The 14166-nt window shown below is 60.7% G+C and carries 12 protein-coding genes; 5 read left to right on the top strand and 7 right to left on the bottom strand.

From position 1 onward, the window contains the following. Positions 1-3: 3 nt before the first annotated feature. From ACP3TY_RS10215 to ACP3TY_RS10235, 5 genes are all read left to right on the top strand, one after another. The gene (locus ACP3TY_RS10215; RefSeq protein ID WP_426619884.1) at positions 4-1419 is read left to right on the top strand and encodes a Y-family DNA polymerase; all 1416 of its coding nucleotides are present in this window, start codon (positions 4-6) and stop codon (positions 1417-1419) included. Then, positions 1395-4493 (top strand): error-prone DNA polymerase, encoded by a 3099-nt coding sequence (locus ACP3TY_RS10220; protein WP_426619885.1) that lies wholly within the window; start codon positions 1395-1397, stop codon positions 4491-4493. The genes ACP3TY_RS10215 and ACP3TY_RS10220 overlap by 25 nt, the downstream gene beginning before the upstream one ends. Before the next feature lie 265 nt (positions 4494-4758). Further along, positions 4759-5445 (top strand): CsgG/HfaB family protein, encoded by a 687-nt coding sequence (locus tag ACP3TY_RS10225; RefSeq protein ID WP_172680119.1) that lies wholly within the window; start codon positions 4759-4761, stop codon positions 5443-5445. Positions 5446-5477: 32 nt separating this feature from the next. Next, entirely contained in the window at positions 5478-5846 is a 369-nt protein-coding gene (locus ACP3TY_RS10230; RefSeq protein WP_053120904.1) for a DUF4810 domain-containing protein, read from the top strand. Continuing rightward, positions 5843-6502 (top strand): DUF799 domain-containing protein, encoded by a 660-nt coding sequence (locus ACP3TY_RS10235; RefSeq protein WP_426619886.1) that lies wholly within the window; start codon positions 5843-5845, stop codon positions 6500-6502. Before ACP3TY_RS10230 ends, ACP3TY_RS10235 begins: the two co-directional genes overlap by 4 nt. A 160-nt stretch (positions 6503-6662) precedes the next feature. On the opposite strand, the gene ACP3TY_RS10240 is transcribed toward ACP3TY_RS10235, so the two are convergent. From ACP3TY_RS10240 to ACP3TY_RS10270, 7 genes are all read right to left on the bottom strand, one after another. Continuing rightward, the gene (locus tag ACP3TY_RS10240) at positions 6663-7325 is read right to left on the bottom strand and encodes a flavin reductase family protein (RefSeq protein WP_053120900.1); all 663 of its coding nucleotides are present in this window, start codon (positions 7323-7325) and stop codon (positions 6663-6665) included. Between the two features lie 11 nt (positions 7326-7336). After that, positions 7337-8824 (bottom strand): amidohydrolase family protein, encoded by a 1488-nt coding sequence (locus tag ACP3TY_RS10245; RefSeq protein ID WP_426619887.1) that lies wholly within the window; start codon positions 8822-8824, stop codon positions 7337-7339. Continuing rightward, positions 8821-10017, bottom strand: coding sequence for an amidohydrolase family protein (locus ACP3TY_RS10250; protein ID WP_426619888.1), 1197 nt, complete (start codon positions 10015-10017; stop codon positions 8821-8823). The genes ACP3TY_RS10245 and ACP3TY_RS10250 overlap by 4 nt, the downstream gene beginning before the upstream one ends. A gap of 153 nt (positions 10018-10170) precedes the next feature. Continuing rightward, positions 10171-11223: an extracellular solute-binding protein gene (locus tag ACP3TY_RS10255; protein WP_212544530.1), complete on the bottom strand. Its 1053-nt coding sequence runs from the start codon at positions 11221-11223 to the stop codon at positions 10171-10173. Between the two features lie 18 nt (positions 11224-11241). Beyond that, complete coding sequence (locus tag ACP3TY_RS10260; protein ID WP_038368894.1) at positions 11242-12030, bottom strand: ABC transporter permease; 789 nt, start codon at positions 12028-12030, stop codon at positions 11242-11244. Then, positions 12027-12944 carry an ABC transporter permease gene (locus ACP3TY_RS10265; protein ID WP_008085893.1) on the bottom strand — a complete coding sequence of 306 codons (918 nt, stop codon included), beginning with the start codon at positions 12942-12944 and terminating at the stop codon, positions 12027-12029. Before ACP3TY_RS10265 ends, ACP3TY_RS10260 begins: the two co-directional genes overlap by 4 nt. Before the next feature lies 1 nt (position 12945). Beyond that, positions 12946-14031 carry an ABC transporter ATP-binding protein gene (locus tag ACP3TY_RS10270; RefSeq protein ID WP_282357894.1) on the bottom strand — a complete coding sequence of 362 codons (1086 nt, stop codon included), beginning with the start codon at positions 14029-14031 and terminating at the stop codon, positions 12946-12948. Between the last annotated feature and the right edge of the window lie 135 nt (positions 14032-14166).

A 14166-nucleotide genomic window follows, 5' to 3' on the forward strand; every position in this document is an offset into this window, starting at 1 on the left:
AGCATGCGCTGGGTCTGTATTCTTTTTCCGCAATTGGCCTTGGACGCGGTGCTGCGTCAGCGCGCTGATCCGGATGAACCGTTAGTGCTGCTCAGCGGCCCGGCTCAGCGGCGGGTGCTGCAAGCAGTCAACCCGGCCGCGCGCAAACTTGGCTTGCGTGCCGGACAGTCGATGACCGCCGCTCAGGCGATGAGCAAAGGTTTTGCCACCGCTGATTACGAGGCCGCCGAAGTCGAACACTGGCAGCAGTTTCTCGCGGCTTGGGCTTACGGTTTCAGCGCGCAAGTCAGCGTGCATTACCCGCGCACCGTGGTATTCGAGATCGAGTCCAGCCTTGGTCTGTTTGGTTCCTGGGCGCAGTTCGAAGCGCGTTTGCGCAAGGAGCTGACCGAGTTGGGTTTCCGCCATCGCATCGTTGCCGCCCCCAATCCAGTGGCGGCGCGGGTGCTGGCCAATGCTTACGACGGTTTAGTGGTGCCCGACGGCGAAGCTTTGCAGCATCACCTCGGCCAGTTGCCGGTTGACCGCGTCGGCCTCGAACCGGGCGTGGCCACGGCGTTGTCGCGCATGGGCCTGCGCAACCTCAGTCAGGTGCAGAGCCTGCCGCGTCAGGCGCTGGCCCGGCGTTTCGAAGCGCAGATGCTTAAACACCTCGACACCTTGTTCGGTGCACGACCACTGGCGCTGGAGTTTTACCTGCCGCCGGATCGTTTTGATGTACGCATCGAACTCAACTTCGACGTGCAATCGCATCAGGCCTTATTGTTCCCGTTACGGCGTTTGACCGGTGATCTGTCGGCGTTCCTTTGTGGTCGCGACAGCGGCGTGCAGCGTTTTGATCTGCATCTGGAACATGCCGGGCTGCCGGACACCGTGATCAAAGTCGGCCTGCTCAGCGCCGAACGTGATCCGGCGATGCTTTTCGAACTGGCCCGTGGGCGGCTGGAACAAGTGCAGGTTGAGGCCCCGGTGCGCGGCTTTCGTCTGCGCGCCGAGGATCTGCCGAGTTTCGTCCCGCAGTTTCAGGAGCTGTTCGATGACCGCCCGCAGCAGACGCTGCCGTGGGAGCAGTTGCGCGAACGCCTGCGCGCGCGTCTGGGTGATGACGCGGTGCAGGGTTTGCGCTTTCAGGCTGATCATCGACCGGAGTGCGCTTGGCAGCACGGCGTCGATAAACAGCGCTGCGCCGTGTTGCCCGGCGTGCACCGTCCGGGCTGGTTGCTCGGTGAGCCGCAGAGTGTGCCGCAAGGTTCGGCGCGGATTCTCATGGGCCCGGAACGCATCGAATCGGGCTGGTGGGACGGTGACGATGTACGCCGCGATTATTACCTGATCCAGAACCGCGCCGGTCAGCAAGGCTGGGCGTATCGCGCGGTGGGTGAGGGCGGGCCGTTGTGGCTGCAAGGCTGGTTCGCATGAATGACGGCTATGCCGAATTGCACTGCCTGTCGAACTTCAGTTTCCAGCGCGGTGCCTCCAGTGCCCTTGAGCTGTTTCAACGGGCAAAAAAACACGGCTATCAGGCGCTGGCGATCACCGATGAATGCACGCTGGCCGGGATTGTCCGGGCCTGGCAAGCGGCGAAATCGGTTGAGCTGCCGCTGATTATCGGCAGTGAAGTGCGCATCGAAAACGGCCCGAAACTGGTGTTGCTGGTGGAGAGTCTCGCCGGTTATCAGGCGCTGTGCGGCTTGATCACTCGCGCCCGGCGGCGCACGCAAAAAGGTCAGTATCAGGTACTGCGCGAAGATTTCAGCGAGCCGCTGCCGGGGTTGCTGGTGTTGTGGGTGCCGGACTCGCTGGATGACGTGGAAGAGGGCCGCTGGCTGAAGCAGACGTTCGGCGAGCGCCTGTGGCTGGCGGTGCAATTGCATCGTGGCCAGGACGATCAACAGCGTTTGGCGAGGTTGTTGAGTCTGGCCGGTGAACTGCAGATTCCCGCCGTGGCCAGCGGTGATGTGCACATGCACGCCCGTGGTCGGCGCGCCTTGCAGGACACCATGACCGCGATCCGTCATCACGTGCCGGTGGCCGAGGCCGGGTTGCGCCTACATACCAATGGCGAGCGGCATTTGCGCAGTGTCGAGGTGGTGCGCGAACTGTATCCGCCAGCACTGCTGGAAGCGTCGGTGACTCTGGCCCGGCGCTGTACTTTCGATCTCGGCGAGTTGCGTTATCAGTACCCGAAAGAGTTGGTGCCGGAGGGGCACAGCGCCAGTTCCTGGTTGCGACAACTGACGAAACAGGGCATCGCCTGGCGTTGGGAGAAGGGCGCGCCCTTCAAGGTGTTGCGGCAGATCAACAAGGAATTGCAGCTGATCGCCGAGCTCGGCTACGAAAGTTACTTCCTCACTGTGCATGACGTGGTGCGCTTTGCCCGCGAGCAAAAAATCCTCTGTCAGGGCCGTGGCTCGGCGGCCAACTCGGCGGTGTGTTTTGCCTTGGGCATCACCGAGATTAATCCGGATCACACCACGCTGCTGTTCGAGCGATTCATGTCAAAAGAGCGCAACGAGCCGCCGGACATCGACGTCGACTTCGAGCACGAACGCCGCGAAGAAGTCCTGCAATACGTGTTTCGCCGTTATGGCCGTCATCGTGCGGCGCTGACGGCGGTGGTCAGCACCTATCACGCGGCCGGTGCCGTACGCGACGTGGCCAAGGCCTTGGGCCTGCCACCGGATCAGATCAACGCGCTGGCCGATTGTTGCGGCCACTGGAGCGACGAAACGCCACCGCTGGAGCGTTTGCTTGAGGGCGGCTTCGACCCTGACAGCCCGGTACTGCGGCGAGTGTTGAGCCTGACCGGCCAATTGATCGGTTTCCCCCGGCACCTTTCACAACACCCCGGCGGGTTCGTGATTTCCGAGCAACCGCTGAGCATGCTGGTGCCGGTCGAAAATTCGGCGATGGCCGACCGCACTATCATTCAGTGGGACAAGGACGACCTCGACGCGGTCGGCCTGCTCAAAGTGGATATTCTTGCCCTCGGCATGCTCAGTGCGATTCGTCGCTGCTTCGACCTGCTGCGCAGGCATCGTAATCAGGATTTGAGCCTGGCGACGATTCCTTCCGAAGACAAACCGACTTACGAGATGATCAGCCGCGCCGACACCATCGGCGTGTTCCAGATCGAATCGCGGGCGCAGATGTCGATGCTGCCGCGCCTGAAACCGGCGACGTTCTACGATCTGGTGATCGAGGTCGCCATCGTCCGACCGGGGCCGATTCAGGGTGGCATGGTGCACCCGTACCTGCGCCGCCGGAACAAGGAAGAAGAGGAAACCTACCCGTCGCCGGAGCTCAAGGTCGTTCTGGAAAGAACCCTGGGCGTGCCGCTGTTTCAGGAACAGGTGATGCAGATCGCCATCGTCGCCGCCGATTACAGCCCCGGTGAGGCGGATCAGTTGCGCCGTTCGATGGCCGCGTGGAAACGTCACGGTGGACTTGAGCCGCACAAGGAACGACTGGCCGCCGGCATGAAGAAAAACGGCTACACGCCGGAGTTCGCCGCGCAGATTTTCGAGCAGATCAAAGGCTTCGGCAGCTACGGTTTCCCTGAGTCCCACGCCGCCAGTTTTGCCTTGCTGACCTACGCCAGTTGCTGGCTCAAGTGCCACGAACCGGCGGCGTTCGCTTGTGCGCTGATCAACAGTTGGCCGATGGGTTTTTACAGCCCCGATCAAATCCTGCAAGACGCACGCCGACATCATTTGCAGATTCGCCCGGTCGATGTGCGCGCCAGCGATTGGGATTGCAGCCTGGAACCGATTGCCGGGGCACAACCGGCGATCCGCATGGGTCTGCGCATGATCAAGGGCTTTCGCGAAGACGATGCCCGGCGCATTGAATCTGCACGCTCGCGCGGAGTATTTGCCGACATCGCCGACCTCGGCGAACGGGCCGCGCTCGACAGTCGGGCGCAGGCGTTGTTGGCGGATTCCGGCGCGTTGCGCGGCCTGGCTGGGCACCGGCATCGGGCGCGCTGGGAAGTCGCCGGGGTGCAGAAACAACTGGGATTATTTGCCGGCTTGCCGAACCAGGAAGAGCCTGATGTAGTGCTGCCCAAGCCGAGTGTCGGTGAGGATTTGCACGCGGATTACACAACGATTGGCACCACGCTGGGCCCGCATCCACTGGCGCTGTTGCGCAGTGAATTGAAGGCATTGCGCTGCCGCAGTTCGCAGGAGTTGCTCGATGTCGAGCATGGCCGGCCAGTGAGCGTTGCCGGACTGGTCACCGGGCGGCAGCGACCGGGTACCGCCAGTGGCGTGACCTTCGTGACCCTCGAAGATGAGTTCGGCAACGTCAACGTGGTGGTCTGGCGCGACTTGGCTGAGCGTCAGCGGCAGGTGCTGGTCGGTTCGCAACTGCTCAAGGTGGATGGCCGCTGGGAACGCCAAGGCGAAGTCCGTCATTTGATTGCTGGACGCTTGAGCGACCTCAGCCCACTGCTCAACGGCATCCGCGTGCAAAGCCGCGATTTCCACTGATAAAACTCCGACCTGATCGTTCCCACGCTCTGCGTGGTAACGCCTCCCGTGACGCTCCGCGTCACAGCGGACGCGGAGCGTCCGTAGCGGCATTCCCACGCAGAGCGTGGGAACGATCGACAGGGGGTAAACAGGCCAATTCGTTGGCGTCAAAAATATCTGTTCGCAATGATGGCACTTTGTCATAATGCCGCCCCTTTTCAGCTCCCACCCCACGTCGCCGTGCCGGGACACACCGTTTTTCAAGAAGGAATACTCAGTGAGAATGATCTCCCGGATGTTGGTCTCAGGCGTTGCCATTGCCGTGCTCGGCACGTTGGCCGGTACCCTTGCCGGTTGCGCCACCGAAAGCTCGCGCGCGTTGCCAGTGGCCAAGGTTGAAAGCGCCTCTCAAGTCTGGACTGGCGTACGTGTGCCGATGGCCGTGGGCAAGTTCGACAACCGCTCCAGCTACATGCGCGGGATCTTCTCCGATGGCGTCGACCGTCTCGGCGGCCAGGCCAAGACCATTCTGATCACCCACTTGCAGCAGACCAACCGCTTCAGCGTGCTGGATCGCGACAACATGGGCGAGATCCAGCAGGAAGCGGCGATCAAGGGCCAGGCCCAGCGCTTGAAGGGTGCTGATTACGTGGTCACCGGTGACGTTACCGAGTTCGGCCGCAAAGAGATCGGCGATCACCAGTTGTTCGGCATTCTTGGCCGTGGCAAAACCCAGATCGCGTACGCCAAGGTCAACCTGAACATCGTCAACATCAGCACTTCCGAAGTGGTGTATTCCACGCAAGGCGCTGGCGAATACGCCTTGTCCAACCGCGAAATCGTTGGCTTCGGCGGCACCGCAGCTTACGACTCCACCCTCAACGGCAAAGTACTGGATCTGGCCATGCGCGAGGCGATCAATCGTCTGGTCGATGGCATGAACGCTGGTGCCTGGAAGCCGGGCAACTGATCGACGCCCATTCATTGCAAGGAGCAACACCCATGAATTCGACGTTGTCGCGCTCGCTGATGGCGCTGACGCTGGCCGCCAGTGCCTTGCTGGCCGGTTGTGCCGGCCCGAAAACCCTGTACCAGTGGGAAGACTATCAACCGCAGGTCTACGAATACTTCAAAGGCGAAGAGCCGAAAGAAGCGCAGGCCGAAGTGCTCGAACGTGACCTGCAAAAGATCCGCTCTACCGGCAAAGCCGTGCCGCCGGGTTACCACGCCCACCTTGGCTTGCTCTATTTGAGCATGGGCAAGGACGATCAGATGGTGCAGCAGTTCAACACCGAGAAAGCGCTGTTCCCCGAGTCCGGCCCGTACATGGATTTTCTGCTTAAAAACGCCAAGACCGGAGACGCCAAATGATCTCGCGTACCCTGAAGTTACTCGCCGCTGGTTTGGCCCTGACCGTACTCGGTGGCTGTGTTGCGCCGAAAACCGTCGACTATTCGGCGTACAAACAGGCTCGCCCGAAGACCATTCTGGTGCTGCCGCCGCTGAACACTTCGCCGAATGTGAAGGCCTCTTACAGCCTGCTGTCGCAAGTGACGTTCCCGCTGGCCGAGGCCGGTTACTACGTGTTGCCGATTGCGCTGGTGGATGAAACTTTCCGCCAGAACGGCCTGACCACCCCGGACGATATCCATCAGGCACCGCCGAACAAACTGAAGGAAATCTTCGGTGCGGACGCGGCCCTGTATATCACCGTGACCGAGTACGGCACGCGTTATCTGGTGATCAGCAGTGAAACCGCCGTGACCGCGACGGCGAAACTGGTGGATCTGAAAAGCGGCACCACGCTGTGGACAGGTTCGGCGCGGGCGTCGAGCGAAGAGGGTGGCAACAACGGTGGCGGCGGTTTGATCGGCATGCTGATCACCGCAGCGGTGAAGCAGATCATCAACAGTTCGACCGATGCCGGTTACCCGATTGCCGGTGTGGCGAGCAATCGTCTGCTCTCGGCCGGTCAGCACGCAGGCCTGCTGTACGGCCCGCGTTCGCCGAAGTACGGCACTGACTGAAAGATCAAAAGATCGCAGCCTGCGGCAGCTCCTACAGGGGGAACGCATCCCGTGACGCTCCGCGTCACAGTGGACGCAGAGCGTCCATGGCGGCATTCCCACGCGGAGCGTAGGAACGATCAGTAGGAGCTGCCGAAGGCTGCGATCTTTTGCTGTTGGTTTATTTGGCGGCTGGCCAGAACCGTTCGCCACCGCCCGGTGCTTCCGTCCACGCTTGCAACGAGCGAGTCGGCAGGTCGAAATAATCACGGGTGCGCGCATAACCATGGCCGCCCATACGCCCAATCGCATCCAGCCCCAATTGATCGATGTACAAGGTTTTCGGATCGATCAGCTCATCGCGCACATGCGCCATCAACACTTCACCGAAAATGATCTCCCGCGACTGACCGATGTTCAGCGCCATCATCCGTCGGCACTCCAGCGCCACCGGCGCCTCACCAATGCGTGGGCATTTTACCGTGGTGCCAGGAATCGCCGTCAGACCCGCCGCCGTCAACTCATCGAAACCCGGAGCAAACGGCACGGCACACACGTTCATGGCCTCCACCAACGCGTCGCTGACGATGTTCACGGTGAATTCCTGATTCAGCTGAATATTGCGCGTGGTGTCTTTCGGGCTCTGATCGCCATAGTTCTCCACGCCCAGCGCCAGAATCGGCGGATCCGCCGACAGTGCATTGAAGAAGCTGAACGGCGCGGCATTGATCCGGCCCTCGCCATCGATGGTGGTCACCAGCGCAATCGGCCGAGGCACGACGCTGCCAATGAGAATCTTGTATTTTTCCCGTGGGCTGAGCTGGCTGAAATCGAAACTGTGCATGGCAAAAACCTCTAGGAAAGTGGATCGATGGCGCTCAATGGCGCGTCGGCGCTGTAGTCATCGGCGAATGGAATGGACGGCTGGAACAGGGTTTTCCAGTCCGGCCGGGCAAACGCGCGGTCGCTGTGGCTGCGCATGAGTTTTTCGTATTGAAGTTGGGCCTGACGTTGCAGGGCGGGGTAGTCGACGCCGGTGACCTGACCGTCGTGCATCACACAACGACCGTCGATGTAACTGGCGATGCAATCGTCGCCGCGCCCCGCCAGCAGCAAGTTTTTCAAAGGGTCGAACAATGGCCCCAGATGAAGGCCGCGCAAGCTGAATACGGTGATGTCGGCTTTGGCGCCGGGGGCCAGTCGACCGAGGTCGTCGCGGCCCAGCGCCCGTGCGCCACCGAGGGTCGCGGCGTTATACAGATCGAGGCTGCTGGTCAACGCCGAGCCGCCCTCCATCAGCCGCGCGATATTCAAGCCGTGGCGCATGTTTTCCAGCAGATCCGCCGGCCAGGTGTCGGTGCCGAGGGCGAAGTTGATGCCCTTGGCGCGGTAGCGACCGAATGAATTCAACGCCTCGCCATCGCGGGCAAACACCAACGGGCAATGCACCAGACTCGCGCCGCCATCGATCAGCCTTTGCAAATCATCGTCGCCAGCGGTGTAGATGCCGTGCGGCAGCAGACTGCGTGGCGTGAGCAAGTCCAGTTGCTGCAACCACTCTAGCGGTGACGCGCCGCGCAATTGCTCAACCATCGCCACTTCGCTGAGCGCCTGGCAGCAATGCAGACGCATCGGCGCATTCAGTTCGCGGCTCAGCGCGGCGGTGCGTTGCAGCAATGCCGGTGTGCAGGTCTGGATGCGATCCGGCAGCAGCGCGCCACGAATCAAACCGTCATGGGCGCCGTCGAAATCCTTGAAAAAGCGTTCGGCCGCATCCAGTCCGGCCAGCCCGCGAGCTTCATCCCAGTGATGGGCGAGGGTACCGTCGGCCTCCCAATAACTCATGCCACTCATGTAGCAGGGGCCGAGGTAAGTGCGTAAACCGAGTTCACCGGCAACATCGGCGACGGCGGCAAATTCGTCGTAGGTTTCCGCCCACTCGCGGTAGTACATCGAGGTGATCGGCATCGCCGTGGTGATGCCGTTGCGGATCAACTGGGTGAAGGCGTAGCGGTATTTGAAGACTTCTTCGTCGGCGCTGTATGTCTCACGCGGGCCGGCGGCCAGAAACTCGGATGACCACATGCGGCCCATGGCGCGTTCGTCGCCGTTGTCCAGCGTCAACACCGTGGAGTCGAGATCGCCCAGCGCATCCAGGTCGATGAAGCCGGGACCGATCAACGCGTTGCCGTAGTCGATCCACTGATCCACCGCCCCGGCATAACCGCGCCCGACGAATTCGATACGGGAACCCGAAAACACCACTTCACCGTCGCGCCACAGCACATGCTGCGCGCCGTCGAAACCGACCACGCAACTGGCCTTGAGACCGATGCGTTTCACAGACGGCTGCTCAGCAAGCGGCCACCTTCGGCGATCAACACGCCACCGCGATAGACCTGACGCAACGGCCGCGCCACGACCGCCTCGCCCAGCGTCTCAACCGGCATCAGCAAGAAGTCCGCACGCTGACCAATTGCAAAACCGTAATCCTCGATACCCAGCGCCCGCGCACCATTTACCGTGGCCGCCTCGAACGCCGCCGCCAGCTCATCGTCCTTGCCCAAATCGAAGCGAAACGCTAACAACATCGCCCGTTCGAGCATGTCGCCATTGCCCATCGGCGACCACGCATCGCGAATGCCGTCGGAACCCAGGCAGACATTGACGCCGACCTCACGCAACGCAAGAAACGGCGGCACAGCGGTGTCGGCCGGCGCCGAACTCATCAGTGAAATCCCCAGCGCCGCCAAGCGCTCGGCAACTGGTTTCACCTGGCTCCACGGCAGCATGCCGAGGCAGTAGGCGTGGCTGATCATCACCCGGTTTTGCAGGTTGAAACGCTCGGTGTAATCAGCGATCAGCGCGATTTGCCACAGGCCCAGTTCACCTTTGTCGTGCAGGTGAATATCGACGCCACGGCCGAATTCAGCCGCGAGTTTGAAAACGAAATCGAGCTGCGCGATCGGATCGTTGTCGATGCCGCACGGGTCGAGCCCACCGACGTTTTTCACGCCCAGCGCCATTGCTTCACGCATCAATTCGGCGGTACCGGGGCGGCTGATCAAACCGGTTTGCGGGAACACCACCAGTTGCAGGTCGATCAGGTCTTTGTAGCGTTCGCGCAATTGCTGCATGGCTTCGACGTGACGCAGACCGAATTCCGGGTCGATGTCGACGTGGCAGCGCATGGTCAGCGAACCACGGGCGATGCAGTTTTCCAGCAGGGCACCGGCGCGTTCGGCGATGGGCGCGGTGACTTCGCGGAGGATGCGGCGCTCGTTGCTGATGTAGTCCTTGAGCGTCGGCCCCGCACTGTTCGGGTGCCAGGGTTGGCCGTAGAGGGTTTTGTCGAGGTGGACGTGGCTTTCGACCAATGCGCTGGTGAGCAGTTGATTGTGGCCGTCGATGTCGGTGGCGGACAGCGGCGAATTGCTGGCCGGACGGCGTTGGCTGAAACGGCCGTTTTCGATGAGCAGGTCTTCGGCGGCGGCGCCGTAGGGGCGCACGTTGCGTAGCCAGTGTGGCTGGGTCATACAAACCTCGTTCAGGTCTTCAAATGATGTGTTGGTCAGGCGGGCCTCTTCGCGAGCAAGCTCGGCTCCTACAAGGAATGGTTTGATCACACATAACCTTTGTAGGAGCAAAGCTTGCTCGCGAAGGCCGCGCCTCGGTTTCAGATCGAGCAATCAGCCTTTGAGCTTCGACCAAATCCGATCCTGCAGCTCCCGCGCCTTGTTGCTGCATTCCTTCTCCGGCCGCAGACGCGAGGCGTATTCCTCCGGCATGTTGATCGCGTCCATCACCTTCCACTTCGGATCAAGCAACGAATCGCTCTGTATTCCGTTGGCGTAAGCAATGGCGTTCGACACGGCAGCGGCGTTCTCCGGCTTCATCATCCAGTCGATAAAGATCTTCGCGTTGCCCGGATGCGGTGCGCTTTTCGGTACGGCGAAGTTGTCCTGGAACATCGCCACGCCTTCACGCGGATAGACGTACTTGATCGTGCTCTTCTGCAAGGTCGCCCGGGCGGTCGAGCCGTTCCAGTTCTGCATCATGATCACCTCGCCCGAGGCCATGCGGTCGACGGTGTTGTCGGAGCTGTACATCTTCAAAAACGGCTTCTGCTTTTGCAGCAATTCCAGAATGCGTTTGGCGTCCTGCGGGTTTTCGCTGCATTCGTCGACGTTCAGGTAATGGCTGGCGGCGTTGATCACGCTGCTCGATGTGTCCAGCGCGGCGAGTTGGCCTTGCAGCTCTTTGCGCGGTTCGAAGAACTCTTTCCACGAGTCATCCAGTTTGCCGCCCGGCACCCGCGCGCTGTCGTAGGAGAAGCCGGTGGTGCCCCACAAATACGGCGCCGAGAACTTGCGCCCCGGATCGAAACTCGGATCGCGGAACGGTCCTTTGACGTACTGAAAATTGCTCAGGGTAGGCGTGTCGATTTCCATCAACAGATCCTGCTTGATCAACGTCTGCATGATCGACTGCGACGGCACGATCACGTCATACGCAGCGCCACCGGCCTGCAATTTCGCGAGCAAAGTTTCGTTGCTGTCGTAACCGTCCATGGTCACCTTGATCCCGGTTTCCTTCTCGAACTTGGCCAACAATTCGACCGGGTAGTAATCGGTCCAGTTGTAGAAAAACAGCTCTTTCGGTTCGGCGGCGTGGGCGCTGAACGCGGTGAAACAACTCAGGGCAAGACCGGACATTGCCAACCGCATGCTTTTGATTTTCATGAACAGAGCGCTCCAGATTTATTGTTGTTTACCGCGTTGGCCCAGCCAGAAGGCCAGCACCACCAGGACGATGGAAATCAGCAGCATCAGTGTCGAGATCGCATTGATCTCCGGCGTCACGCCAGCCTTGATTGCCGAGAAGATGTACACCGGCAACGTTGTCGAACCGGGCCCGGCGACGAAGAAGGTCATGATGAAATCGTCGAGGCTGACCACGAACGCCAGCACCGCACCGGACAACACCGCCGGCCACAGCAACGGCAAGGTCACGCGGCGAAACACCTGCCACGGATTGGCATAAAGATCGTTCGCCGCTTCCAGCAGGCTCTTGTCCAGATCGTTGAGCCGCGCACGGATCGGCAGATAAGCGAAGGGAATGCAGAAGCCGATGTGCGCGACGATCACCGTGAGCAAACCGAGCTTGATGCCGAGTGCCATAAACAGCAGCAACGTCGCCACCGCCGTGACGATTTCCGGCAGGATCAGCGGCAGGTTGATGCCGCCCTCGACCATTTTCTGCCCGTAGAACGGTCGGTACGTGGCCAGTGCCGCGAGCAGCGCAATCGCCGTGGCGCAGACCGTGGCAATGGTTGCGACGATGATCGAATTCAGCGCCGCCGTCTGAATCGACGGATTGGCCAGAATTCGCCCGTACCAGGCAAAGGAAAACTCGGTCCACACCGTCGCCGAACGGTTGGCGTTGAAGCTGTAAGCGATCAACACGAAGATCGGCAGGTACAGATAGGCGAGGATCAGCAGGCTGATTTCGCGGGTTGCCGGGAGTTTTTTCAGGTGCAGGGAAATCATGCTTTCGCCCCCCGATTAATAGTCTTCGCCGTGCGACGGCTGTACAGCGCGTAAAGCACCAGCGACACCAGCAGAATCGCCAGCAACAGGAACGACAGCGAACTGCCCAGCGGCCAGTTGCGCGCCGTGCCGAACTGTTGCTGGATCAGGTTGCCGATCATCAGCGTCTTGCCGCCGCCGAGAATCGCCGGAGTGATGAACGCGCCGAGGCTCGGCACAAACACCAGCAACGCGCCGGCGATCACACCGGGCATCGACAGCGGCAGAATGATGCGGCGCAACGCGTGCCAACGATTGGCCCCGAGGTCGTAAGCGGCTTCGACCAGACGCCAGTCGAGTTTTTCCAGCGTCGAATAGATCGGCAGAATCATGAACGGCAGGAAGCTGTAGACCAGACCGACACTCACCGCGAAATCGTTGTAGAGCAGGGTGATGCCGCCGGCGCTGGGGAACAGGGCATTAAGGCTTTGCGCGACCCAGCCGTGTTCGCGCAGGATGATCAGCCACGCGTAGTTGCGGATCAGCAGGTTGGTCCAGAACGGAATGGTGATGAGCAACACCATCAAATTGCGCCGGCGCGGGGTCAGGCTCGACATCCACAACGCCACCGGAAACCCGAACAGGAAACACAGCACGGTGGTGCCACCGGCCTGCAGCACCGAGCGCAGCAACGCTTGGGCATAGACCCAGTTCAGTTCCAGTTCACCGTCAAAACCTTCCTGAAAAAACAGCTGCACGTAGCTTTGCAGTTGCCATGGCGCTTGCCAGTCGACGCCGCCGTAAGTATTGCGCGGTAGCAGGCTGATGTAGCCCATGATCCCCAGCGGAATGGCGATCAGGGCGAGCAGGGTCAACACCACCGGGCTGAGCAACAGCGCGCGGTTGAGGGCAGGGGAAGTGCTGCTGACACTCATCTCAGGCCTCCATCAACAGGCAGGCGTGCGGCGGCAGGTGCACGGCAACGCGTTCGCCAACTGCGCGGCCAGGATTCAAGCCCTCGTTGTTTTCGCGCAGCATGACTTTGATGTCGTTGTTCAGCCGGCACTGGTACAGCGTCGCCGTGCCGACATACAGCACAGCTTCAATGACCCCGCGCAGGTGATGCGGCTGGCTGGCGTCGACCAGTTGCGAGCGCTCCGGGCGAAACGCCAGTTGCACGCTGCTGCCGGCGAAGCTCTGCTGCTGACAAGGGATTTCGATTGGCAAGCCGTTGGGCACGAAGAGTTTTTCGTTGTGTTCGCCGTGCTTGAGCTGGCCGGGCAAGAAGTTGATATCGCCGATAAACTGCGCGACGAAACGGTGTTTGGGGTGCTCGTAGATATCGGTCGGAGTGCCGATCTGCAGGATCTTGCCGGCCGACATCACCGCAATGCGATCGGACAAGGTCAGCGCTTCTTCCTGATCGTGGGTGACGAAAATGAAGGTGATCCCGGCTTCTTTCTGTACGCGCTTGAGTTCGACCTGCATTTCTTTACGCAGCTTGAGGTCGAGCGCTGACAACGGCTCGTCGAGCAGCAGCACTTTCGGTTTCGGCGCCAAGGCCCGGGCCAGAGCCACGCGCTGCTGTTGGCCACCGGACAATTCAGCGGGTTTGCGCCCGGCCAGATGCTCCATTTGCACCAGCGCGAGCATTTCGTTGACGCGATCCGGAATCAACTTGCGATCAAGACCCTGCATCTCGAGGCCGAAGGCGATATTCTGCGCCACACTCATGTGCGGAAACAGCGCGTAACTCTGGAACACCGTGTTGACCCGCCGCTTGAATGGCGGCAGATCGTTGACCGGTTCACCGGCCAAACGAATCTCGCCTTCACTGACGTGCTCGAAGCCGGCGATGGTGCGCAGCAGGGTGGTTTTGCCGCAGCCCGAAGGGCCGAGCAGGGTAAAGAATTCGTTGTCGGCGATGTTCACCGAAACATTGTCGAGGGCCGGCGCGAGGCCTGGATCATCGGAATACCGTTTTGAGACGTTGCGCACTTCAATTGCTATTGGTTGACCCATATTGGTGCAATCCTCTATTTATTGTATGCAATATCTGAATGCAATTTAGAAATACCCGGATTAATCTGCGTGTGCAACCCCCTTTTTCTTTGGCCAGCGATCGCCAGGGGTTGGTTGCCCGACGCTAAAGGAGTG

Origin of the sequence: Pseudomonas rustica, from assembly GCF_049959085.1 — a bacterium.
In the GTDB taxonomy this organism is placed as follows: domain Bacteria; phylum Pseudomonadota; class Gammaproteobacteria; order Pseudomonadales; family Pseudomonadaceae; genus Aquipseudomonas; species Aquipseudomonas rustica.

Coding starts and splice junctions, on each gene's coding strand:
- ACP3TY_RS10250 (WP_426619888.1), bottom strand. CDS start 10,017: ATGACCCAGCCACACTGGCTACGCAACGTGCGCCCCTACGGCGCCGCC.
- ACP3TY_RS10215 (WP_426619884.1), top strand. CDS start 4: ATGCGCTGGGTCTGTATTCTTTTTCCGCAATTGGCCTTGGACGCGGTG.
- ACP3TY_RS10225 (WP_172680119.1), top strand. CDS start 4,759: ATGATCTCCCGGATGTTGGTCTCAGGCGTTGCCATTGCCGTGCTCGGC.
- ACP3TY_RS10260 (WP_038368894.1), bottom strand. CDS start 12,030: ATGATTTCCCTGCACCTGAAAAAACTCCCGGCAACCCGCGAAATCAGC.
- ACP3TY_RS10235 (WP_426619886.1), top strand. CDS start 5,843: ATGATCTCGCGTACCCTGAAGTTACTCGCCGCTGGTTTGGCCCTGACC.
- ACP3TY_RS10270 (WP_282357894.1), bottom strand. CDS start 14,031: ATGGGTCAACCAATAGCAATTGAAGTGCGCAACGTCTCAAAACGGTAT.
- ACP3TY_RS10265 (WP_008085893.1), bottom strand. CDS start 12,944: ATGAGTGTCAGCAGCACTTCCCCTGCCCTCAACCGCGCGCTGTTGCTC.
- ACP3TY_RS10230 (WP_053120904.1), top strand. CDS start 5,478: ATGAATTCGACGTTGTCGCGCTCGCTGATGGCGCTGACGCTGGCCGCC.
- ACP3TY_RS10255 (WP_212544530.1), bottom strand. CDS start 11,223: ATGAAAATCAAAAGCATGCGGTTGGCAATGTCCGGTCTTGCCCTGAGT.
- ACP3TY_RS10240 (WP_053120900.1), bottom strand. CDS start 7,325: ATGCACAGTTTCGATTTCAGCCAGCTCAGCCCACGGGAAAAATACAAG.